This is a genomic window from Methylobacterium sp. PvP105 (assembly GCF_017876975.1).
GTDB lineage: Bacteria > Pseudomonadota > Alphaproteobacteria > Rhizobiales > Beijerinckiaceae > Methylobacterium > Methylobacterium radiotolerans.
In genome coordinates this window covers 2,743,793-2,763,178 of sequence record NZ_JAGIPA010000001.1, presented here as the reverse complement: position 1 = coordinate 2,763,178, position 19,386 = coordinate 2,743,793, and the positions used below count along the sequence as shown (strand labels likewise).

Annotated in this window: 17 protein-coding genes and 1 tRNA gene; 7 read left to right on the top strand and 11 right to left on the bottom strand. The window is 71.1% G+C overall.

Annotation, left to right across the window (positions count from 1 at the left end; genetic code table 11):
- Positions 1-190: 190 nt before the first annotated feature.
- From scpA to J3A75_RS13065, 9 genes are all read right to left on the bottom strand, one after another.
- Positions 191-2,356, bottom strand: coding sequence for a methylmalonyl-CoA mutase (gene scpA, locus J3A75_RS13105; protein WP_063111919.1), 2,166 nt, complete (start codon positions 2,354-2,356; stop codon positions 191-193).
- Positions 2,357-2,458: 102 nt separating this feature from the next.
- Positions 2,459-3,244 carry an SURF1 family protein gene (locus J3A75_RS13100; RefSeq protein ID WP_083461133.1) on the bottom strand — a complete coding sequence of 262 codons (786 nt, stop codon included), beginning with the start codon at positions 3,242-3,244 and terminating at the stop codon, positions 2,459-2,461.
- Between the two features lie 14 nt (positions 3,245-3,258).
- Complete coding sequence (gene cyoD / locus J3A75_RS13095; protein ID WP_043073575.1) at positions 3,259-3,663, bottom strand: cytochrome o ubiquinol oxidase subunit IV; 405 nt, start codon at positions 3,661-3,663, stop codon at positions 3,259-3,261.
- Positions 3,660-4,292 carry a cytochrome o ubiquinol oxidase subunit III gene (gene cyoC, locus J3A75_RS13090; RefSeq protein WP_012318716.1) on the bottom strand — a complete coding sequence of 211 codons (633 nt, stop codon included), beginning with the start codon at positions 4,290-4,292 and terminating at the stop codon, positions 3,660-3,662. Before cyoC ends, cyoD begins: the two co-directional genes overlap by 4 nt.
- A gap of 4 nt (positions 4,293-4,296) precedes the next feature.
- The gene (gene cyoB, locus J3A75_RS13085; RefSeq protein WP_029359356.1) at positions 4,297-6,297 is read right to left on the bottom strand and encodes a cytochrome o ubiquinol oxidase subunit I; all 2,001 of its coding nucleotides are present in this window, start codon (positions 6,295-6,297) and stop codon (positions 4,297-4,299) included.
- A 75-nt stretch (positions 6,298-6,372) separates the two neighbouring features.
- A complete protein-coding gene (gene cyoA / locus J3A75_RS13080) occupies positions 6,373-7,602 on the bottom strand; it encodes a ubiquinol oxidase subunit II (protein ID WP_012318714.1) in 1,230 nt (409 codons plus the stop codon).
- A 132-nt stretch (positions 7,603-7,734) separates the two neighbouring features.
- Positions 7,735-9,066, bottom strand: coding sequence for an MFS transporter (locus tag J3A75_RS13075; RefSeq protein ID WP_012318713.1), 1,332 nt, complete (start codon positions 9,064-9,066; stop codon positions 7,735-7,737).
- Positions 9,067-9,233: 167 nt separating this feature from the next.
- Positions 9,234-11,420: a glycosyltransferase family 2 protein gene (locus tag J3A75_RS13070; protein ID WP_012318712.1), complete on the bottom strand. Its 2,187-nt coding sequence runs from the start codon at positions 11,418-11,420 to the stop codon at positions 9,234-9,236.
- Positions 11,420-12,463: a hypothetical protein gene (locus tag J3A75_RS13065; RefSeq protein ID WP_024830392.1), complete on the bottom strand. Its 1,044-nt coding sequence runs from the start codon at positions 12,461-12,463 to the stop codon at positions 11,420-11,422. The genes J3A75_RS13070 and J3A75_RS13065 overlap by 1 nt, the downstream gene beginning before the upstream one ends.
- 477 nt (positions 12,464-12,940) lie before the next feature.
- On the opposite strand from J3A75_RS13065, the gene J3A75_RS13060 reads away from it, so the two are divergent.
- A tRNA-Val gene (locus J3A75_RS13060) sits at positions 12,941-13,015 on the top strand.
- 761 nt (positions 13,016-13,776) lie between these two features.
- Here J3A75_RS13060 and J3A75_RS13055 read toward each other — a convergent pair.
- Both J3A75_RS13055 and J3A75_RS13050 read right to left on the bottom strand, forming a co-directional pair.
- Complete coding sequence (locus J3A75_RS13055; RefSeq protein WP_012318710.1) at positions 13,777-13,995, bottom strand: hypothetical protein; 219 nt, start codon at positions 13,993-13,995, stop codon at positions 13,777-13,779.
- A gap of 61 nt (positions 13,996-14,056) precedes the next feature.
- Positions 14,057-14,422 carry a hypothetical protein gene (locus tag J3A75_RS13050; RefSeq protein ID WP_063110275.1) on the bottom strand — a complete coding sequence of 122 codons (366 nt, stop codon included), beginning with the start codon at positions 14,420-14,422 and terminating at the stop codon, positions 14,057-14,059.
- A gap of 293 nt (positions 14,423-14,715) precedes the next feature.
- On the opposite strand from J3A75_RS13050, the gene J3A75_RS13045 reads away from it, so the two are divergent.
- The 6 genes from J3A75_RS13045 to J3A75_RS13020 all read left to right on the top strand — a co-directional run bounded on the left by J3A75_RS13045 (position 14,716) and on the right by J3A75_RS13020 (position 19,148).
- Positions 14,716-15,225: a hypothetical protein gene (locus J3A75_RS13045; protein WP_024830395.1), complete on the top strand. Its 510-nt coding sequence runs from the start codon at positions 14,716-14,718 to the stop codon at positions 15,223-15,225.
- The gene (locus tag J3A75_RS13040; RefSeq protein WP_029359354.1) at positions 15,222-15,713 is read left to right on the top strand and encodes a hypothetical protein; all 492 of its coding nucleotides are present in this window, start codon (positions 15,222-15,224) and stop codon (positions 15,711-15,713) included. The genes J3A75_RS13045 and J3A75_RS13040 overlap by 4 nt, the downstream gene beginning before the upstream one ends.
- A gap of 300 nt (positions 15,714-16,013) precedes the next feature.
- Complete coding sequence (locus J3A75_RS13035; RefSeq protein WP_012318706.1) at positions 16,014-16,151, top strand: hypothetical protein; 138 nt, start codon at positions 16,014-16,016, stop codon at positions 16,149-16,151.
- A gap of 214 nt (positions 16,152-16,365) precedes the next feature.
- Positions 16,366-17,145 carry an SDR family oxidoreductase gene (locus J3A75_RS13030; RefSeq protein WP_012318705.1) on the top strand — a complete coding sequence of 260 codons (780 nt, stop codon included), beginning with the start codon at positions 16,366-16,368 and terminating at the stop codon, positions 17,143-17,145.
- A 57-nt stretch (positions 17,146-17,202) separates the two neighbouring features.
- The gene (locus tag J3A75_RS13025; protein ID WP_116655523.1) at positions 17,203-18,486 is read left to right on the top strand and encodes an amidase; all 1,284 of its coding nucleotides are present in this window, start codon (positions 17,203-17,205) and stop codon (positions 18,484-18,486) included.
- A gap of 407 nt (positions 18,487-18,893) precedes the next feature.
- Positions 18,894-19,148 carry a hypothetical protein gene (locus J3A75_RS13020; RefSeq protein ID WP_012318703.1) on the top strand — a complete coding sequence of 85 codons (255 nt, stop codon included), beginning with the start codon at positions 18,894-18,896 and terminating at the stop codon, positions 19,146-19,148.
- Positions 19,149-19,386 lie beyond the last annotated feature (238 nt).

Here is a 19,386-nt window from a genome sequence, read left to right as displayed (position 1 = left end):
GGCCGGCCGATCCCATGCCACCGCCTCATTCTGCGGTGCCCGCGCCAGGGAGCCTCCGAGGAGGGGTCAGGGATCGCGCGACTGGCCGGAGGCCTCCTTCGAGACCTCCGCTGCGCTCCGGCATCTCCGGTTGAGGGCGGGGGCGGGAAGGATCGGGGCGGCCAAGCCCGGCCACCGCGGGAGGCTCGCCCTACTCCGCCGCCTGCCGGGCCGCGTAGCCCAGCCGCTCGTTCAGCGCGCGGATCAGCTTGGCGGCCGCCTCGGCGATCACCGTGCCGGGCGGGAAGATCGCCGCCGCGCCGGCCGCCGTCAGCGCCTCGTAGTCGCCCGGCGGGATGACGCCGCCGATGGCGATCATCACGTCGTCGCGGCCCTGCTCGGTGAGCGCCGCCTTCAGCTCCGGCACCAGGGTCAGGTGGCCGGCCGCCAGCGACGAGACGCCGACGATGTGGACGTCGTTCTCCACCGCTTGGCGGGCGGCCTCCGCCGGCGTGGCGAAGAGCGGCCCGATATCCACGTCGAAGCCGAGATCCGCGAAGGCCGAGGCGATCACCTTCTGGCCGCGGTCGTGCCCGTCCTGGCCCATCTTGGCGACCAGGATGCGCGGCCGGCGGCCGTCATTCTCCTCGAACGCCTCGACCAGCGCCCGGACTTCCTCGACCACAGGCGACATGCCCCCCACCTCGCGCTTGTAGACGCCGGAGATCGAGCGGATCTCGGCGCGGTGCCGGCCCCAGGCCTTCTCCAGGGCCTCGGAAATCTCGCCCACCGTCGCCTTGGCGCGGGCCGCGTCGACGGCGAGTTCCAGCAGGTTGCCGGCGCCGTCGGCGGCCTTCGTGAGCGCGTCGAGCCGGTCCGCGACCGTCGCCTCGTCGCGCTCGGCGCGCAGGCGCTTGAGCTTGTCGATCTGGAGCCGGCGGACGTTGCCGTTGTCGACCCGCAGCAGCTCGATCGCCATCTCGTCGTCGGCCCGGAACTTGTTCACGCCCACGATAGTCTGGCGGCCGGAATCGATCCGCGCCTGCGCCCGCGCGGCGGCCTCCTCGATGCGCAGCTTCGGGATGCCGGCCTCGATCGCCTTGGCCATGCCGCCGAGCCCGTCGACCTCGCGGATGTGCTCCCAGGCCCGGGCGACCATGTCGGCGGTGAGCTTCTCCACGTAGTAGGAGCCGCCCCAGGGATCGACGATCCGGGTGGTGCCGCTCTCCTGCTGGAGGAACAGCTGGGTGTTGCGGGCGATCCGGGCCGAGAAGTCGGTCGGCAGCGCCAGCGCCTCGTCGAGCGCGTTGGTGTGGAGCGACTGCGTGCCGCCCTGCGTCGCCGCCATCGCCTCGATGTTGGTGCGGGTGACGTTGTTGAACACGTCCTGGGCGGTGAGCGACCAGCCCGACGTCTGCGAGTGGGTGCGCAGCGCCAGCGACTTCTCCGACTTCGGATCGAAGCCCTTCACGAGCTTCGCCCAGATCAGGCGCGCGGCCCGCATCTTGGCGACCTCCATGAAGAAGTTGGTCGAGATCGCCCAGAAGAACGACAGGCGCGGGGCGAACTGGTCGATGGTCAGCCCCGCCGCCAGCCCCGCCTTGATGTACTCGACGCCGTCGGCGAGCGTGTAGGCGAGCTCCAGGTCGTTCGTGGCGCCCGCCTCCTGCATGTGGTAGCCGGAGATCGAGATCGAGTTGAACTTCGGCATATTCTTGGACGTATATGCGAAGATATCGGAGATGATCCGCATCGATCCCTTGGGGGGATAGATGTAGGTGTTGCGGACCATGAATTCTTTTAGAATGTCATTTTGAATGGTGCCCGCGAGCTTCTGCGGCGGCACGCCCTGCTCCTCGGCGGCGACGATGTAGAGGGCGAGGATCGGCAGCACGGCGCCGTTCATCGTCATCGACACGGTCATCTCGTCGAGGGGAATCCCCGAGAACAGCGTGCGCATGTCGTAGATCGAGTCGATCGCCACGCCCGCCATGCCGACATCGCCCGAGACGCGGGGATGGTCGGAATCGTAGCCGCGGTGCGTGGCGAGGTCGAAGGCCACCGACAGGCCCTTCTGTCCGGCCGCGAGGTTGCGGCGGTAGAAGGCGTTCGAATCCTCGGCCGTGGAGAAGCCGGCGTACTGCCGGATCGTCCAGGGCTGGGTGACGTACATGGTCGGGTAGGGGCCGCGCAGGAACGGCGCGAGACCCGGATAGGTGTCGAGGAACTCGATGCCCTCCCGGTCCTCCGGCCCGTAGCGGCCCTTCACCAGGATGCCCTCCGGCGTCATCCAGGGCTCGCCGAGCGCCGGGGCCGCGATCGCGAGTGATTCGCCGGCGAGCGGGATTTCGGCGAAGTTCGGGATGCGCGAGGTCATGGCGTTGACTCGTTGTGGCGTTTGTCACGCCATTATAGGGACCCGCTCGGAGCGGGCTACTCCCCTATCGGTCAAGCTTCCGCGGAGGCGCCTGAGCGCAGCTCAGCGCAGCTCGGAGTCCCGGTCGCCCGGGCCGCGCCGCAGGAGGTAGACCACGGCGCCGGCCAGCATCAGCGCCATCCCGTACCACGTGATCGCGTAGACGAGATGGTTGTTGGGGAAGGCGATCACCGTCAGCCCGCCCACCGGGAGGCCGCCGGGATTGGGCGTCGCGTCGGCGTCCACGAAGTAGGGCGCGACGTCGCCCAGGCCACGCGCGGCCGCGATGGCGGCGACGTCCCGGGAGTACCAGCGGTCATCCTTGGGATCGTTGGCGCGCAGGAACGCGCCCTTCGGTTCGGTCAGCCGCAGGAGGCCGGTCACCGTCGCCGCGCCCGCGAGCTGCCCGGCCGCCCGGGTCGCCGGATCGCGCCGGGCGCCGGGCACGAAGCCGCGATTGACCAGCACGAGGGTGCCGTCCGGACGCCGCAGGGGCGTCAGCACCCAGAAGCCGCCGCCGAGTTCCGTGACGGCCTGAACCAGGGTCTCGCGATCGTTCAGGAAGGTGCCGGAGAGCCGGACGTGCCGGTAGGCGTCGTCGGGGCCGACGCGCGGCCAGTCGGCGGGGCCGGGGGCCGGCACGGGCGGGGCGTGGACCCGAGCATCGACCCGGGCGATCAGGTCGAGCTTCCAGGCCCGCCGCTCCACCTGCCACGTGCCGAGGCCGAGCAGGACCAGGAAGACGATTCCCGCGCCGACGCCGAACACGGCGCGCCGCAGCAACGAGAGCGGGGCCGGGGAGGGGGCCGGTCCCGGATCAGCCCCCCCTCCCGGCCCCGCGGGCCTCATCTCCGGACGCGCGCTCAGCGGGCGTTGTTCATGACGTCGTGGGCATCCATCGGCATCATGTTGTGGTTGAGGTGGTACATCACCCACACCGAGCCGGCGAGCATGATCACCACCAGCGTGATGGTGAAGATCAGCGCCATGAAGGTCCAGCCGCCCTCCGACTTCGTGCTCATGTGCAGGAAGTAGATGACGTGCACGACCATCTGGACGCCGCCGAGCGCCAGGATGACCAGGGTGGTGACGAGGCTGTTGTCGAGGACGTTGCCCATCACCAGCCAGAACGGGATCACCGTCAGGATCACCGACAGGACGAAGCCCGTCATGTAGCTCTGGAAGGTACCGTGGCCGCCCTCGCTGTGGGCGTGGGCGTCGTGCGTGTCCTGACCGTGACCGGTGAGGTGGTGTGCGTCGGCGCTCATTCGAGCACTCCCATCAGGTAGACGACGGTGAAGACGCCGATCCAGATCAGGTCGAGGAAGTGCCAGAACATCGACAGGCACATCAGCCGGCGCTTGTTCTCGACGATCAGGCCGCGCTTGCCCACCTGCACCATCAGCACGACGAGCCACAGGATGCCCATCGAGACGTGCAGGCCGTGGGTCGACACCAGCGTGTAGAAGGAGGACAGGAACGCGCTGCGCCAGGGCGGCGCGCCCTCGTGGAACAGGTGGACGAACTCCCGGATCTCCAGCGCCACGAAGGCCGCGCCGAACAGGCCGGTCACCGCCAGCCAGATCTGCGTCTGCTTCACCCGGTCCCGGTCCATCTCCAGCATGGCGAAGCCGTAGGTGATGGACGAGAACAGCAGCATGGCGGTGTTCACCGCGATGCCCGGCAGGTCGAACAGCTCCTTCGGGGTGGGGCCGGCCGCGTAGCTGCGCCCGAGCACCCCGTAGGTCGCGAACAGGGTCGCGAAGATGAGGCAGTCGCTCATCAGGTAGAGCCAGAACCCGAGCATGGTCGAGCCCTCGGAATGATGGCCCTCCTCGTCGATCTGGTAGAAGACCGGCGCCGCGGCGCCGGGGGGTGCAGTCTCCGCGTGCATCATCGGATCACGCCATCTCCAGTTCGCGCGTCCGCTGACCTTCCGTCCGACTGACGACGTCGGCGGGAATGTAGTAGTCGCGATTGTAATTGAAGGTGTGGGCGATCGCCACGACGAAGATCGCCACGAAGCTGAGGATCGCCAGCCACCAGACGTACCAGACCATGGCCAGGCCGAAGATGAGGTTCAGGGCCGCCAGGATCGCGCCGGCCGCGGTGTTCTTGGGCATGTGGATCGGCTTGTAGCCCTTGAGCGGACGGTCGAAGCCGCGGTTCTTCATGTCCCACCACGCGTCGGAATCGTGGACCACCGGCGTGAAGGCGAAGTTGTAGTCCGGCGGCGGCGAGGAGGTGGACCATTCCAGCGTCCGGCCGCCCCACGGGTCGCCGCTCAGGTCGCGCAGCTTGTCGCGGTTGCGGATCGAGACCACGAACATGACGATCTGCGAGGCGATGCCGCAGGCGATGAGCGCCGCGCCGATGGCGGCGATCACGAACCAGATCTGCAGCGACGGGTCGTCGAAGTGCTGCATGCGCCGGGTCACGCCCATCAGGCCGAGCACGTAGAGCGGCATGAAGGCGACGTAGAACCCGGTCACCCAGAACCCGAGGGCCATCTTCCCCCAGAACTCGTCGAGCTTGAAGCCGAAGGCCTTGGGGAACCAGAAGGTCACGCCGGCGAACATGCCGAACAGCACGCCGCCGATGATCACGTTGTGGAAGTGCGCGATCAGGAACAGCGAGTTGTGCAGGACGAAGTCGGCCGGGGGCACCGCCAGGAGGACGCCGGTCATGCCGCCGATCACGAAGGTGACGATGAACGCCACCACCCACAGCATCGGCACCTCGAACCGGATCCGGCCGCGGTACATCGTGAACATCCAGTTGAAGATCTTCGCGCCCGTCGGGATCGAGATGATCATGGTCGTGATCCCGAAGAACGAGTTCACGTCCGCGCCCGAGCCCATCGTGAAGAAGTGGTGCAGCCACACGAGGTAGGCGAGGATGGTGATGACCACCAGCGCGTAGACCATCGAGGTGTAGCCGAACAGGCGCTTGCCGCAGAAGGTCGAGGTGATCTCCGAGAACACCCCGAAGGCGGGCAGGATCAGGATGTAGACCTCCGGGTGACCCCAGATCCAGATCAGGTTGAAGTACAGCATGGCGTTGCCGCCGAGGTCGTTCGTGAAGAAGTGCGTGCCGACGTAGCGGTCGAGCGACAGCATCGCGAGAACGGCCGTGAGGATCGGGAAGGCGGCCACGATCAGGATGTTGGTGCACAGCGCCGACCAGACGAAGATCGGCAGCTTCATCATGGTCATGCCGGGCGCCCGCATCTTCACGATGGTGGCGACCAGGTTGATGCCCGAGAGCAGCGTCCCGATACCGGCGATCTGCAGCGCCCAGATGTAGTAGTCGACGCCGACGCCGGGGCTCATCGCCGCCCCGGAGAGGGGCGGGTAGGCGAGCCAGGTGGCGCGGGAGAACTCGCCGACGAACAGCGAGACCATCACCAGCAGGCCGCCGGCGACCGTCATCCAGAAACTGAAGTTGTTCAGGAACGGGAAGGCGACGTCGCGGGCGCCGATCTGCAGCGGCACGGCGAAGTTCATGAGCCCCGTGACGAACGGCATCGCCACGAAGAAGATCATGATCATGCCGTGGGCGGTGAAGATCTGGTCGTAGTGGTGCGGCGGCAGGAAGCCCTGCTGATCGCCGAAGGCGACCGCCTGCTGGGAGCGCATCAGGATCGCGTCGGCGAAGCCGCGCAGCAGCATGATGCCCGCGAAGATGCAGTACATGATGCCGATCTTCTTGTGGTCGATCGACGTGATCCAGTCACGCCACATCGGCCCCCAGAAGCGGTAGTAGGTGATGACGCCCAGCACGGTGAGGCCGACGACGGCCACGCCGGCGAACGTCGCCTGCAGGATCGGCTCGTGATAGGGGATCTGCTCGATCGTAAATCGCCCGACGAGCAGCTGCTGTAGGTCCAGGTTTGCGAACATGGGATCGGCCCGTTCAGTGGGTTCGACGGCGACCGCCGGTTGTGTGTGTGGAGTCCGCTGTCAGCACGCGCGGCCTCACTGGTTCAGCTGCTTGGGGGCGATCTGGCCGCCCTCGCTCTGGCCCTCGCCGGAGCCCTTGCCCTGGCTGTCGGGCGACTTCTGGCCCCGGACGTCCGGGTTGCCCATGTCGGGCCGCGGCTTCATGCCCTGCGGCTGCGTCTGGCCGTGGGGCAGGGTCTCCGAGGCCGGCGCCGTCGCGCCGGGCCCCTCGACGCCGCGCTCCGCGAGGCGGTTGTCGTACTGCAGGCGCTTGTAGTTCTCGGCGGCCTCCGCGCCGTGGGCCCCGCCCTGCGCGTCGATCTTCACCATCTCGCCGACGCACATCTGGTCGGGCCGCGGGCACATGCCGATGATCCGGTCGTAGAGGCCCTTCATGTACGCCTTGTAGAACCGCGCCGGCTCGGCCTCGCTCGGCTCCTCGAGCTTCAGGTAGGCCTCCTGGGTGAGCTCGCCGCCCTCGGCCTTGGCCTTGGCGATCCACTTGTCGAAGCCCTCGTTGGTGAGGCCGTGGAACTTGAAGAACATGTTGGAGAAGCCGGCGCCGCTGTAGTGCGCCGAGCGGCCCTCGTAGGCGCCCTCGCGGTTGATCACCGCGTGGAGCTGGGTCTGCATGCCGGGCATCGCGTAGACCATGCCGGCGAGCGTGGGCACGTAGAACGTGTTCATCACGTCGGTGGCGGTGATCTTGAAGCGGATCGGCCGGTCCACCGGCGCGGCGAGCTCGTTGACCGTGGCGATCCCGTATTGCGGGTAGAGGAACAGCCACTTCCAATCCATGGCCACCGCCTCGACCTCCAGCGGCACGGTACCGGCCGGGACGTCGCGCTTCGGGTCGATCTTGCTGAGCGGCCGGAACGGATCGAGGGTGTGGGTCCCGATCCAGGTCAGGGCGCCGAGCGCGATGATGATCATCAGCGGCGCCGTCCAGATCAGCACCTCGAGCTGGGTCGAGTGGTGCCATTCGGGATCGTAGACCGCGTCCTCGTTGGTCGCGCGGTAGCGCCACGCGAAGATCAGCGTGAAGGCGATCACCGGGACGATGATCAGGAGCATCAGCCCGGTCGCCGCCAGCACGAGGTTGCGCTGCTGCTCGGCCACGTAGCCGGCCGGGTGCAGGACCACGAAGTTGCAGCCGCCGAGCAGGGTCAGGAGCGGCAGGGCGAGGAGCGGCAGGAGGCGCCGCCCGCGGCCGCCTCGGCGGGTCGCGGCGTCGGTCCTGTCCGGTCGATGGATCGTGGAGGTCACAGCACGCGTCTCGTCATCCCAGGCCGCTCGCGCGGCGCTTCTGCCATGCCGCTGCCGCGGCGCTTCAGCCGTGCCGCGCGAGGCGGCGTTCCCGTCAGCTCACGGGCGGGCCGGGCGGCCCGCGCCGCCGACTCACATCTGGCGCAGTTCCGACCGGTCGGTGAACAGGGCCACGAGGCTGCAGACGGCGCCGGAGAGGAGGTAGACGCCGATCATCGCCAGGCCGTAGCGCTGCGACAGGAACAGGGCCACCAGGGGGGCGAAACCGGCCCCGAGCAGCCACGCGAAGTCGGAGGTGAGCGCGGCGCCGGTGTAGCGGTAGTGGTTGCCGAGGCGGGCGCTCACCGCACCCGCGGTCTGGCCGTAGGCGAGGCCGAGCAGCATGAAGCCGATCGTGACGTAGATGGTCTGGCCGATGGCGCTCTCGCCGAACAGGAGCGGCGCGATGATGCTGCCGACGGCGAAGAAGGCGATCAGCGAAGAGCTCATGATCAGGCAGTTGCGGCGGCCGATCTGGTCGGCGATCAGCCCCGAGGCGGCCACCGCGCCGGCGCAGACGATGGCGCCGGAGAACTGCACGATCAGGAACTCGCCCGGCGAGCGGGTGGTGCTGTTCAGCGCGAGCCACGCGATCGGGAAGATCGTCACGAGGTGGAACAGCGCGAAGGCGGCGAGCGGCACGAAGGCGCCGCGGACCACGTCGCCGGCGTGGTGACGGAACAGCTCCAGGGCCGGGACCGGGCGCAGCCGGTCGAGGTCCATCATCCGGGCGAACTCGTCGGTGGCGACGAGGCGCAGCCGGGCGAACAGCGCGACCACGTTGATGGTGAAGGCGCAGTAGAACGGGAAGCGCCAGCCCCAGTCGATGAAGTCGGCCTCGTCGAGGTTGACGAGGAAGAACGCGAACAGGGCGCTCGCCACCATGAAGCCCAGCGGCGCGCCGAGCTGCGGGATCATCGCGTACCAGCCGCGGCGCTCGCGCGGCGCGTTCATGGCGAGCAGGGAGGCGAGACCGTCCCAGGCGCCCCCGAGGGCGAGGCCCTGCAGGATCCGCAGGCCGGCCAGGATGTAGACCGCCGAGATGCCGATGCTGTCGTAGCGCGGCAGGAAGCTCACCGCCGCCGTCGACCCGCCGAGCAGGAACAGGGCGGTGGTCAGCTTGACGCTGCGCCCGTGGCGCCGGTCGATCGCCATGAAGATCACGGTGCCGACCGGGCGGGCGATGAAGGCGAGGGCGAAGATCGAGAAGGCGTAGAGGGTGCCCTTCAGCGGGTCGACGAAGGGGAAGAACACCTTCGGGAAGACCAGCACGCAGGCGATGCCGAACACGAAGAAGTCGAAGTATTCGGACGCGCGTCCGATCACCACGCCGATGGCGATCTCGTTGGGATGGACCTTGTGGTCTCCCATCGCCTGCTGGGCGTCGCGCTCCAGGCCCGTGACCGTAGGGGTGTTCGCACTCATCTCTGATTGTCGCCCTCGCCGCGCGCCCGTGGGGGCGCCTTGGCCGGAACTGCCTCTTGCGGCATGTCCAGAGGTACCGCAACCGGCTCCGGACGCAAGTTCACCCACTGACGCACGCATAGCACCGCGTGGCCGCAGCCACCGGCGGCGTCAGGGGCGCGGACCGCTCACACGCGGTAATGCGCCGAATTCCGTGACAGGTTGATGTTGTAATAGGGGTCGGCGCGCAGCTCCGGGCCCCAGCGGTCGAGCATGGTCAGCACCTCGCCCTCGAATCGCTTCTGCTTCTCCGGCGTGTCCTCGGCCCCGCGGCTCTTCGACTCGTGATGAATCAATTTCGCGAAGGGCGTCCAGACGATCCGGTAGCCGGCCCGGCGGATCTTCAGGCAGAGATCCACGTCGTTGAAGGCGACCTTCAGGGCCTGCGCGTCGAAGCCCCCGACCTCCGCGAACACGTCCGCCCGCATGGCCAGGCACGCGCCGGTGACCGCCGAGACCTCGTGGGCGATGACCATGCGGCAGAAATAGCCCGGATCCGCGTCGGCGACGCCGAGATGGCTGTGGCCGGCCACGCCCCCGATCCCGAGGACGATGCCGCCGTGCTGGATCGTGCGGTCCGGATAGAGGAGCTTGGCCCCGACGGCCCCGATCTCCGGCCGCACCGCGTGGCGGACCAGCTCGGCGAGCCAGCCGGGCTCGAGCACCTCGATGTCGTTGTTGAGGAACAGGAGCACCGCGCCGGTGGCCGCGGCGGCGCCGCGATTCGACAGATCCGAGAAATTGAATGCCCCCGGCACCGGCACGACGCGCACCCGCGGATCGTCCCGGTAGCGGGCGAACAGGGCGGCGGTCTCGGGCTCGCGGCTGTCGTTGTCGACGATCACCACCTCGATGTCGGGGTAGTCGGTCGCGCCGAGCAGCCCGTCGAGGGTCACCGACAGGATCTCGGCCCGGTCCCGGGTCGGGATGACCGCGGAGACCCGCGGCGGCCGCGCCGGCAGCGGCCGGACCAGGCGGTTGAAGCCGCCGGGACCGCGCTCCGCCCGGCCGCCCCAGGGTGCCACGACCTCCTCCAGGGCGCGCAGGCGCGCGGCCTCCGCCCGGGCGAGTGCCCGGTCCGAGAAGGTGCCGGAGCCCTGCGCGGCGCGCCAGTGATAGAGCACCCGCGGGATGTGGCGGATGCGGGCGGGGTCGAGCCCGTCGGTCAGCCGCAGCAGCAGGTCGTGGTCCTGGCTGCCCTCGAAGCCGGGGCGCAGGCCGCCGACGGCGCGCAGCGCCTCGGTGCGCACGACCGTGAGGTGGTTGATGTAGTTCTGAGCGTAGAGCAGCTCGCGGTCGAAGCAGGACTTGAAGTGCGGGTCGAACCGCCGGCCGCGCCCGTCGATCTTGTCCTCGTCGCTGTAGATCAGCACGAGGCCCGGGTCGCGGCGGAGCGCCCGGGCGACCTCGTAGAGGGCGTCCTCGGTGAGCGCGTCGTCGTGGTCCATGAAGGCGCAGACCGCGCCCCGGGCCATGCCCAGCGCGTCGTTGGTCGCCCGGGCGATGTGGCCGTTCTCGGTCCGGGCCAGGACGCGGATGCGCGGGTCGGCCTCGGCCGCCCGGCTCAGGATCCGCGGGATCTCGGGGCGCGTGGAGGCGTCGTCGACGGCGCACAGTTCCCAGTGGGGGTAGAGCTGCGCGCGCAGCGACGCCAGGGCCGCCCGCAGCACCTTCGGATCCGGATCGTGGACCGGCATCAGCACGGAGATCAGCGGCGGATCGGTCCAGGCGGCGATCTCGGCGGCGATCCCGTCCCGCTCCGCGCGGCGCAGGGTGTGGGTGCCCAGCCAGGCCTCGTAGCCGCTCACGCGCCGGTGGCGCAGCGCCCGGCCGAGGAAGCCCCGCGCGCGCACCTTCTTGCCGAGGATCCGCCAGGTGAAGGCCTGCACGGTCAGGCCGGGATCGCGCAGGAGCCCGCGGGCGGCCAGGACCGGCCGGGCGAGGCGGCGCACGGCGATCCGGCGCAGCCGGACCGGCACCCGCCCCGCCGGATCGGCCACGCGCAGCTCGACGACGTCCTCGGGCAGGCAGCCGATCCACGCGAAGGCACCGCCGCCCCGGGCCTCCTGGGGCAGCAGCGTGCCCGGCCGCCCGTCGGGACCGACGAAGCTGATGTCGGGGAGGGTGTCGCGGGCCTCGGCCGGGTCGTTGGACAGGATGATCTCGACCCAGCGGCCCGCGAGATCCGGCAGCGCGACGCGCAGCCCGTCGGCGCCCGCCCGCGCCGGGAGGGCGCGCCGCTTGCCCCAGAGCCCCGCGACCTGCGCCGTCGGGAGGCGGAGTTCGGGCACCGCCGGCCCGGTCGAACGCACCATCAACTCCAGCTCTTGTCGACCGAGGCCTTCACGGCATCCGACATGGCCACGTCGAACACGATCATGTCCTCGACCGCCTTGACGCTCTTCAGGCGCTCGGCCAGCGCCAGCGTCTCGGCCGGCACCGGCGGCAGGGTCGGGATCGGCGTTCCGATCCCGAGGCGGTCGAACAGCGTCGACGCGAAGGCGGAGAACCGGGTCTTGTGGCCGACGATCCCGACCCGGGCGAGAATCTCGATCGCCGCGATCGAGTTGCCCGGATGCAGCCGGTCGTCCGGCATGCGGGTCCCGAGCTGGCGGGTCAGCGGGTTGTAGAGCAGCCGGTAGGCGGGCTCGGGCAGCATGCGGAAGAAGCGCTTGAGGCTCTTCACGTCGGAGAAGTCGTAGTCGTCCGCGAAGGCGGCGGCCTCGGCCAGCGGCCCCAGGCGCCAGCTGCGCCCGGGATCGGCGGCATCCGCGGCCCGGGCCTTCAGCCAGCGCATCCGGGCCGCCATCTCGATCTGCGGTTCCTGGAGCAGGATGGCCGTGACCATCAGGTCCGGCGTCATGAAGTTCTCGTAGCGCGGGATGGTCACGGCGCCCGACAGGAAGGCCGACGGCGCGGCCGGGCCGGCCAGCACGCAGCTCAGGATCTCGTCCGGCAGCTTGTGGATGCCGAAATAGCAGTGCTGGAAATACGGGAAGAGCGCCGTCTGGAGCACGATCTCGGGCTCGATGCCGGTGTTGACCAGCATCACCCGCTGCCGGATCTGCCCCTCGGCCGGCATGCGCCGGTAGACCAGCACGTTGGTGTCGGCATCGTAGAGTTCGAGCCGCGGGATGTCGGACAGGCCCGGCACCTCGGCCTCGCTGACCACGAAGGTGCATTGCCCCGTGGCGTGCCAGCCGTTGCGCTTGAAGGCCTCGTCGATGACGCTGGCCGGGACCTCGGCCACGCGTCGTCCGTCGACCGCGACCACGACCCGGCTGATGGCGAGGGGATTGTCCGGCACGATCCAGCCGCGGATCGAATCGCCCTGATCGTGGTCGATGAAGTAGCGCATGTCCTGAAGCGTGAGGCGGCGGCATGCCGGCGCCAAGTGTCCGCCATGTGTCGCGGCGCGGCCGGATGCCGAGCGGCAGGGCCATAGCGCATTTTTCCGTCGGCGTGCACCATGGCGCGTTCGGACCGGGGACGGATCCCGGCGGGTCGACCCCACCGGCTCTATGTAACCGTCTCTAAGCCACTGATGCCGAACGCGCTATCCGACCGCGGCGCGATGCGATCGGATCGGCGCGTGCCCGGGACGGACCGGCGGGGGACGCGATCGATCGGCCTCGGCATGCAGGTTCCGCTTGCGCCCTCGCCGGGCAGCCGCTATAGGCCCCGCCCACCGGAGCCCGAACGGCGCCGGGCCGGGCGCGTAGCTCAGCGGGAGGGCACTACCTTGACAGGGTGGTCGACACTCCTCATAAGCTACTGACCGATATGGACTATCTCGATGGCGTCCAGGTTCGGTGAACCTGATCGTGATCGATGAGGAGACGTAGCACAGCGGTAGTGCATTCCCTTGACATGGGAAAGGTCACAGGTTCGATCCCTGTCGTCTCCACCACTCGACGCCGTGAAGTGTCCGGCTTTCTTCAGAGCACGCGCCTCGAACGGATCCCTCGCGGGATCACCGACCCCGAAGGGGTCTGCCGAACCTGACGCGGCCTTTGGCGGCGCGCTTGCCCGCCTATCCCACAGTCGCTCGGCGGCCCGCCCCGCGCGGCGAGACGATCAGGCTCGCCCGTGCGCGTCATCGGCGCGATGGCGCCCCCTCGTCCGGGGTGAGGAGCCGCACGGGGACCCGTGAGACCCGGACCAGCCGCGCGCGACCGCGTCGGACAGGGACGGGAAGCCGCCGCGCAGGTCGACGGACGCGATCCGGTATCGGTGGTCGCCGACGAACCCGGTTCAACCGCGCCACGCGCCGCGTGCGCCTCGCCCGGCAGGGACGCGGCGATCCGCGGATCGACCTCGAAGGCGATCATGCGCCGACGCCGGATCTGCACCGTCGCGATGCCGCGCGCCGCCGTCCAGGGGATCCAGTCGGTGGAGAGCCGCCGGTCGAGGATCTCGCCCGGTCCGACCGACACCACCGGGCCGCGCCGGAGCAGCGTGCGGAGGACGCGCGCCGCGCACAGCCCGGCCGCCCTCCCGGGCGAGCGATGGATCTCGACGACGGTCAGGGCGATGCGCTCCCGGCTGCCTCCGGCCCCGCGCACGGGCACGCGGTCTCAACAGCGACGGCGCACCGGGGCGGCACCCCGCCGAAGCGGCCTCGGCCGCACTGTCCCGCGGCTACGCCGCGCCGCCGGCGAGACCGGAGTCCTACGGTGTCGCGGCGCGGGCGAGGGCCGCGCGGCGCAGCCGGCAGACGGCCTCCGAGACGCGGCGCGCCCGGTCCCGTCCCGCGTCCGGCCGCGGGCGGTCGCAGGCCTCCGCCACCGCGTCCAGCACGGCCGAGGCCGCCGCCATGACGGCCAGCGCCGTCGCCGAACCGGCCGAGACCAGGAAGAAGATCGTTGCGATGACTTGCGGGGCGGTCATGGCGCACCTCCTCGGGTGCTCCGCGGCGGTTTCGCGGTGGTTTCGCGGTGATGAGGAAGACTTATGACCGCTCCGGCGGGAATCGCGTGCGGCCGAGCACGGGCCGCGTCGCGTCGGGCGCATCGCGTGCGGGACCGGCGCCCGTCCCCGCGGCCGTCGCGCCGGCGGGCTCCGGAGGCGCGGAGAACCTCAGCTCGATCGTCCGGCCCGCGCGCGCGACGACCTCGCAGGCCTGGTTCAGCATCAGGGCGATCGAGACGAGCCGGACGGTGCGCGGCGGCACCGCCTCCGGCCGGACCTCGATCCGCGCGCCGGATGTCCGGAGCTCCCAGATGAGGCAGTCACAGCATTCCTGAGGGTGCCCGAAGAAAATCTGTCCGGTCTTGAAGGCCGGCCTCCAAGTCTCGTCCGAGCGGTACCCGGCCATCGCGATCTCCCGAACGACAAACATTTCAACCCGTAACGACGGACTGAATACACGGTCATTCGAGGCGCGAATTCTGTATCAAACAACACGTCCTGCGAGCGCGCCGGCGAACCCGCCGCCGGCAGGTGCCGGCGATCCGGCGCCTGCCGAGGGGCCGCCGCCCGTGGCCACCGCGCGCGCGCGATCCGCGGCGTTAACAGTCCGACACCTCATCGCCCGCCGTTTAATCCTTCGTTAACCATTCTAAACAGTTTAGTCGGATCAGAATTGCGTCCACAGGGAGCAGGGGATCCGTGAGCGAGCTGCAGAGGCTTCTGAGCGATCCTCGGTTTCGCTCCGCGGACAAGGTCAAGCGCGGCGCCGGTGCCGCGCCCGAGCCCGACCTCGGCAACGTCCTGCGCGCCGTCGCGTCGTTGCAAGCGCGGACCGAGTCCCCGACACCGCCGGCCGCGCCGCGGGACTGGGACGCGCTCATCAACCGGGTGCAGACCGCCGCGCGCCAGGCGCGCGTGATCGAGGCCCAGGCGCGCGAGCGGGAGGCGCGGATCGAGCAGGTGCTGGATCAGGTCCGGGAGGAGATCCACGCCTCCAACGAGCGTGCCCGGATGGCCGAGATGCAGGCGCGCGAGGTCCAGCTGCGCGCCGAGGCGCAGGTCGCCGCCGCCGAGGAGCGCGCCAAGGCGGCCGAGGCCCGCGCCCGCACCGCCGAGGATCGGGCCCGGCAGGCCGAGGAATGGCTGGACCGCGTCCAGCAGGCGATCCTGTCCGAGTTCTCGGACCTCACCGAGCAGGCCGCGGCATGAGCGCCGCCCGCGCGTGGGACGGGCCGACGGAGCCCCATCCCCTGTCCGACCCGGCCTCGCCGCGCGACGGCCGCGCCGACCCGGTCGACCGGGTCGTGGCGCTGTTCTCCGGCGCCGCCTCGGCCGCGCCGGCTTTTTCCGCGGCCGAGGATGACTGGTCGACGTCCCTGACCGCCGTGCGCGGCGCCGCGGCGCGGTTGCGCGCCCTGCAGGCGAGCGCCCGCGATTCCGTCCGGGAGGCCCAGAGTTCCGTGCGCGCGGCCGAGACGGCGCGCCGCGCCGCGGAGGAGCGGGCCCGCCACGCCGAGGCGCTCCTCGCGGCGGCGCTCGCCCGGGCCGAGCAGGCCGAGGCGCAGGCCCGCGCGTCGGACGAGCGGGCCGAACGGGCGGAGGCCCAGCGGGCGGAGGCGCGAGCGTGGCTGCGCCGGATGCACGAGTGCATGGTCAACGAGTTCGGCGCCCTGTCCGGAGCGGCGGATCGGCCCTGAGCCGGGGCGCGCCGGCCCCGGTCGGGCAAACGTCCGGCCCGGATCGCGCGGCCCGCTCCCCTTGATCCAGGAACGCGGGTATCCGGCCTATCGCCGCGCTGACCCGCCGCGCGTCGGCCCCCGCCGAGCGCGCGACGCAGCCGGCAGGGCGCACGGTGGCCGCGCCGGCGCGAGGGGCGCCGTGCAGATTTCCCCGAGCTCCCGCAATTGCGAGCACTCGCCTTAAGCCGGCGAAAACAATTCTCAGGCCATAGAATTCTGATCTCGTCGTCTCGACGCCGTCCGCTTGGCAGGATCGCCGTGACCCTCAGCCTCGTCCTCAGCACGTCCCTTCCGCTCCTCACCGGGGCGGTGGCGCTGCTGTGGGCGGGGTTCGTCGCTCCGGAGCGGGAGGAGCGTCCGGACGTGCCCGACGCCCGCGACCTGCGCACGTGGTGAGCGCCGGAAGCCGGCCGGGCGTCCGCGCCCGGTGGCGGCGCCAGCGGCACGGATCCCGGTTCCGGCCGTAAGGCATCCTCCGCCGGACGGCTCCCCACTGACGTCACCCCGGGACGCCCCGCGCCCTGTCCCGGGCCGCTTCCGGGGACGGCCCCCGGCGCGCTATGACGCGCCGGGCGCCCTCGCGGCGAGGGCCGGCTCACGGAGGCTTCCCATGGATCTCGGCTTGAGCGGGCGCCGGGCGCTCGTCTGCGCGGCGAGCAAGGGGCTCGGCAAGGGCTGCGCCCTGGCGCTCGCCCGGGAGGGCGTCGCGGTGACGATCACGGCCCGCACCGCGGAGACGCTGGAGCGGACCGCGGACGAGATCCGCGCCGCGACAGGTGCCACCGTGACCACCGTCGCGGGCGACATCGCCACCGAGGCCGGCCGGGCCGCCGCGCTCGCCGCCTGCCCCGAGCCCGACATCCTGGTCAACAATGCCGGCGGCCCGCCCCCCGGCGATTTCCGCGAGTGGGACCGCGACGCCTGGATCCGGGCGCTCGACGCCAACATGCTGGCGCCGATCGCGCTCATCAAGGCGACGGTCGACGGGATGATCGGCCGCGGGTTCGGCCGGATCGTCAACATCACCTCCGGCGCCGTGAAGGCGCCGATCGAGCATCTCGGCCTGTCGAACGGCGCCCGCTCGGGGCTGACGGGCTTCGTGGCCGGGCTCGCGCGGACGACCGTGCGGCACGGCGTGACGATCAACAACCTGCTGCCCGGCCCCTTCGACACCGACCGGATCCGCAGCAACGCGGCGGCGGGGGCCGCCAAGGCCGGCACCACCGTGGAGGCGTTCCTGGAGGCGCGGGCGCGCGACAACCCCGCCGGCCGCTTCGGCCACCCCGACGAGTTCGGCGCCGCCTGCGCGTTCCTGTGCAGCCAGCAGGCGGGCTTCATCACCGGGCAGAACCTGCTGATGGATGGCGGCGCCTATCCCGGCACGTTCTGACGCGGACCGGCCCTCCGTTTGCAGGGGCGGGCCGGATCACATCGTGCGGTGAGGACCATGAGCGTACGCGAGACCGTCGAGGAGCGTCTGGCCCGGATCGCCGAGGGGGACCCGGCGGTCTTCACCCGCCTGTACGCGGAACAGGCCCGCGCGGCGGCGGACGCCGCCGATGCGCGCCGCCGGGACGGGATCTCCCTCGGCCCCCTCGACGGCGCGATGGTCTCGATCAAGGACCTGTTCGACGTGGCGGGCGAGACGACGCGCGCCGGCTCGATCCTGCTCGCCGACGCGGCGCCCGCGCGGGCCGACGCCCCGGTGGTCGCCCGGCTGCGCCGGGCCGGCGCGGTGATCCTGGGCAAGACCAACATGTCCGAGTTCGCCTTCTCGGGGCTCGGCCTCAACCCGCATTACGGCACCCCCGGCAACGCCGCCGATCCGGCGCGCATCCCCGGGGGCTCGTCCTCCGGCGCCGGGGTCTCGGTGGGGCAGGGGACGAGCGACATCGCGATCGGGTCCGACACGGGCGGCTCCGTCCGGATCCCGGCCTCGCTGAACGGCGTCGTCGGCTTCAAGCCGACCGCAAGCCGCGTGCCGCTGGAGGGAGCGTTCCCGCTGTCCTACGCCCTCGATTCCCTGGGGCCCCTCGCCCGGACGGTCGCGGATTGCGCGGCCGCCGACGCCGTGATGGCGGGCGAGGAGCCCGCGCCGCTGGAGGCGCTCGCCGTCGCCGGCCTGCGCATCGGCGTGCCGCGGGGCCTGCTGTTCACCGAGACGGAAGGGCCTGTCGCCGAGGCCTTCGAGCGGGTGCTGTCGCGCCTGTCCCGGGCCGGCGCCCGGATCGCCGATCACCCGATCGACGACCACCTCGCCGCCATGGACGCGGCGCTCCCGGACGGCTCCCTCGCGGCGATCGAGGCCGCGGCGATCCACGCCGACTGGCTGGACAGCGCGGCCGACCGCTACGACCCGCGGGTCCATCGCCGCATCGTGGCCGGCCGGGGCGCGACGGCCGCGGGCTACATCCGGACGATGCGCCGGCGGGCCGCGCTGATCGCCGCCTTCGACCGGTACCTCGCCCCGCTCGACGTGCTGGCGCTCCCGGCGACCGCCACGACGGCGCCGCTCACCGCCCCGCTGGCGGCGGACGACGCGGCCTTCCTGGCGGCCAACCGCCTGATGCTGCGCAACACCGCGTTCGGCAACTTCTTCGATCTCACCGGCCTGTCCCTGCCGATGCCGGACCTGCCCCGGCCGGCGGGCCTGATGCTGCTGGCCCGGCACGGTCAGGATCGCCGGCTCCTGGCGATCGGGGCCGGGGTCGAGGCCGCGCTGGCGGAGTGAGCGATCATCCATCCGCCGGCGCGCCGCCTGTGCAGGTTGCGCGGGACTGCGCCGCGAGCAGTGATGGAGGGGAATACACGACGAACCTCGCGCGATGCGCGAATGCCGCCGCGCGAACGATGCAGTCATTCGTTGAATGCGCGCCATTGACATCAATCTTCGTTCATAAGCAGCGTGCCACAGGATCGGGGCGCGAAGGACGCGTCGCTCGCGGGAGGGACACGCCGCGCGCCTCATGCGGGTGATGCGGGTCGTGACCCTCGGGTTGAGCGGCCCGGACTCGGCGGGTGCCGCACGGGCGGCGGTCTAGACGGCCCGGTCCGGGCCCCCGTGCTGTCCATCTCGTGGCCCATCCGCGGCCGGCAAAGCGGCTGCCGGCCCAAGGCCGTATCCGGAGACCTGTGACAATGCGCCCCCTCATCACCCCCCTCGCCATCGTGATCGCCCTGACGACGGGGGCGGCGGCGCAATCCGTTCCGGAGCCGCCCATTCAGAGCCCGCAGGACGCCGCCTGCCGCGAGCAGGCGCGGGCCCAGATCTTCAGCTATCCCAACCCGAACAACCTCAGCCTCTACGACCTCGGCTCGCAGATCTGGCACCTGTGCATGGCGTCCTATCATAGCCGCGGCCCCAACCCCGGCCGCACCGATCAGCGCTTCTAGGAGCGCGCCGGACCGACGCGAGACCGTCGACGGCAGGGTCGGCCCCGCGCCACCGGCGCTCGCCGCCCCGACTCGGCCGCGTCCGCGCACGCGCGGCCCGGTGCATTGCCGGGCCGCGCGCCGTGGTGCACCCTGCCGGCGATTCCCGGGCCCGGTCCTCGTCCCGGACCGCCTCAGGAATCGCGGGACCGCCTGCGCCGGGCGGCGATCCCGGAGGGCCGACAGGGCCGACCGGCAG

Coding starts and splice junctions, on each gene's coding strand:
- scpA (WP_063111919.1), bottom strand. CDS start 2,356: ATGACCTCGCGCATCCCGAACTTCGCCGAAATCCCGCTCGCCGGCGAA.
- J3A75_RS13100 (WP_083461133.1), bottom strand. CDS start 3,244: ATGAGGCCCGCGGGGCCGGGAGGGGGGGCTGATCCGGGACCGGCCCCC.
- cyoD (WP_043073575.1), bottom strand. CDS start 3,663: ATGAGCGCCGACGCACACCACCTCACCGGTCACGGTCAGGACACGCAC.
- cyoC (WP_012318716.1), bottom strand. CDS start 4,292: ATGATGCACGCGGAGACTGCACCCCCCGGCGCCGCGGCGCCGGTCTTC.
- cyoB (WP_029359356.1), bottom strand. CDS start 6,297: ATGTTCGCAAACCTGGACCTACAGCAGCTGCTCGTCGGGCGATTTACG.
- J3A75_RS13075 (WP_012318713.1), bottom strand. CDS start 9,066: ATGAGTGCGAACACCCCTACGGTCACGGGCCTGGAGCGCGACGCCCAG.
- J3A75_RS13070 (WP_012318712.1), bottom strand. CDS start 11,420: ATGGTGCGTTCGACCGGGCCGGCGGTGCCCGAACTCCGCCTCCCGACG.
- J3A75_RS13065 (WP_024830392.1), bottom strand. CDS start 12,463: ATGCGCTACTTCATCGACCACGATCAGGGCGATTCGATCCGCGGCTGG.
- J3A75_RS13055 (WP_012318710.1), bottom strand. CDS start 13,995: ATGACCGCCCCGCAAGTCATCGCAACGATCTTCTTCCTGGTCTCGGCC.
- J3A75_RS13050 (WP_063110275.1), bottom strand. CDS start 14,422: ATGGCCGGGTACCGCTCGGACGAGACTTGGAGGCCGGCCTTCAAGACC.
- J3A75_RS13040 (WP_029359354.1), top strand. CDS start 15,222: ATGAGCGCCGCCCGCGCGTGGGACGGGCCGACGGAGCCCCATCCCCTG.
- J3A75_RS13030 (WP_012318705.1), top strand. CDS start 16,366: ATGGATCTCGGCTTGAGCGGGCGCCGGGCGCTCGTCTGCGCGGCGAGC.
- J3A75_RS13025 (WP_116655523.1), top strand. CDS start 17,203: ATGAGCGTACGCGAGACCGTCGAGGAGCGTCTGGCCCGGATCGCCGAG.
- J3A75_RS13020 (WP_012318703.1), top strand. CDS start 18,894: ATGCGCCCCCTCATCACCCCCCTCGCCATCGTGATCGCCCTGACGACG.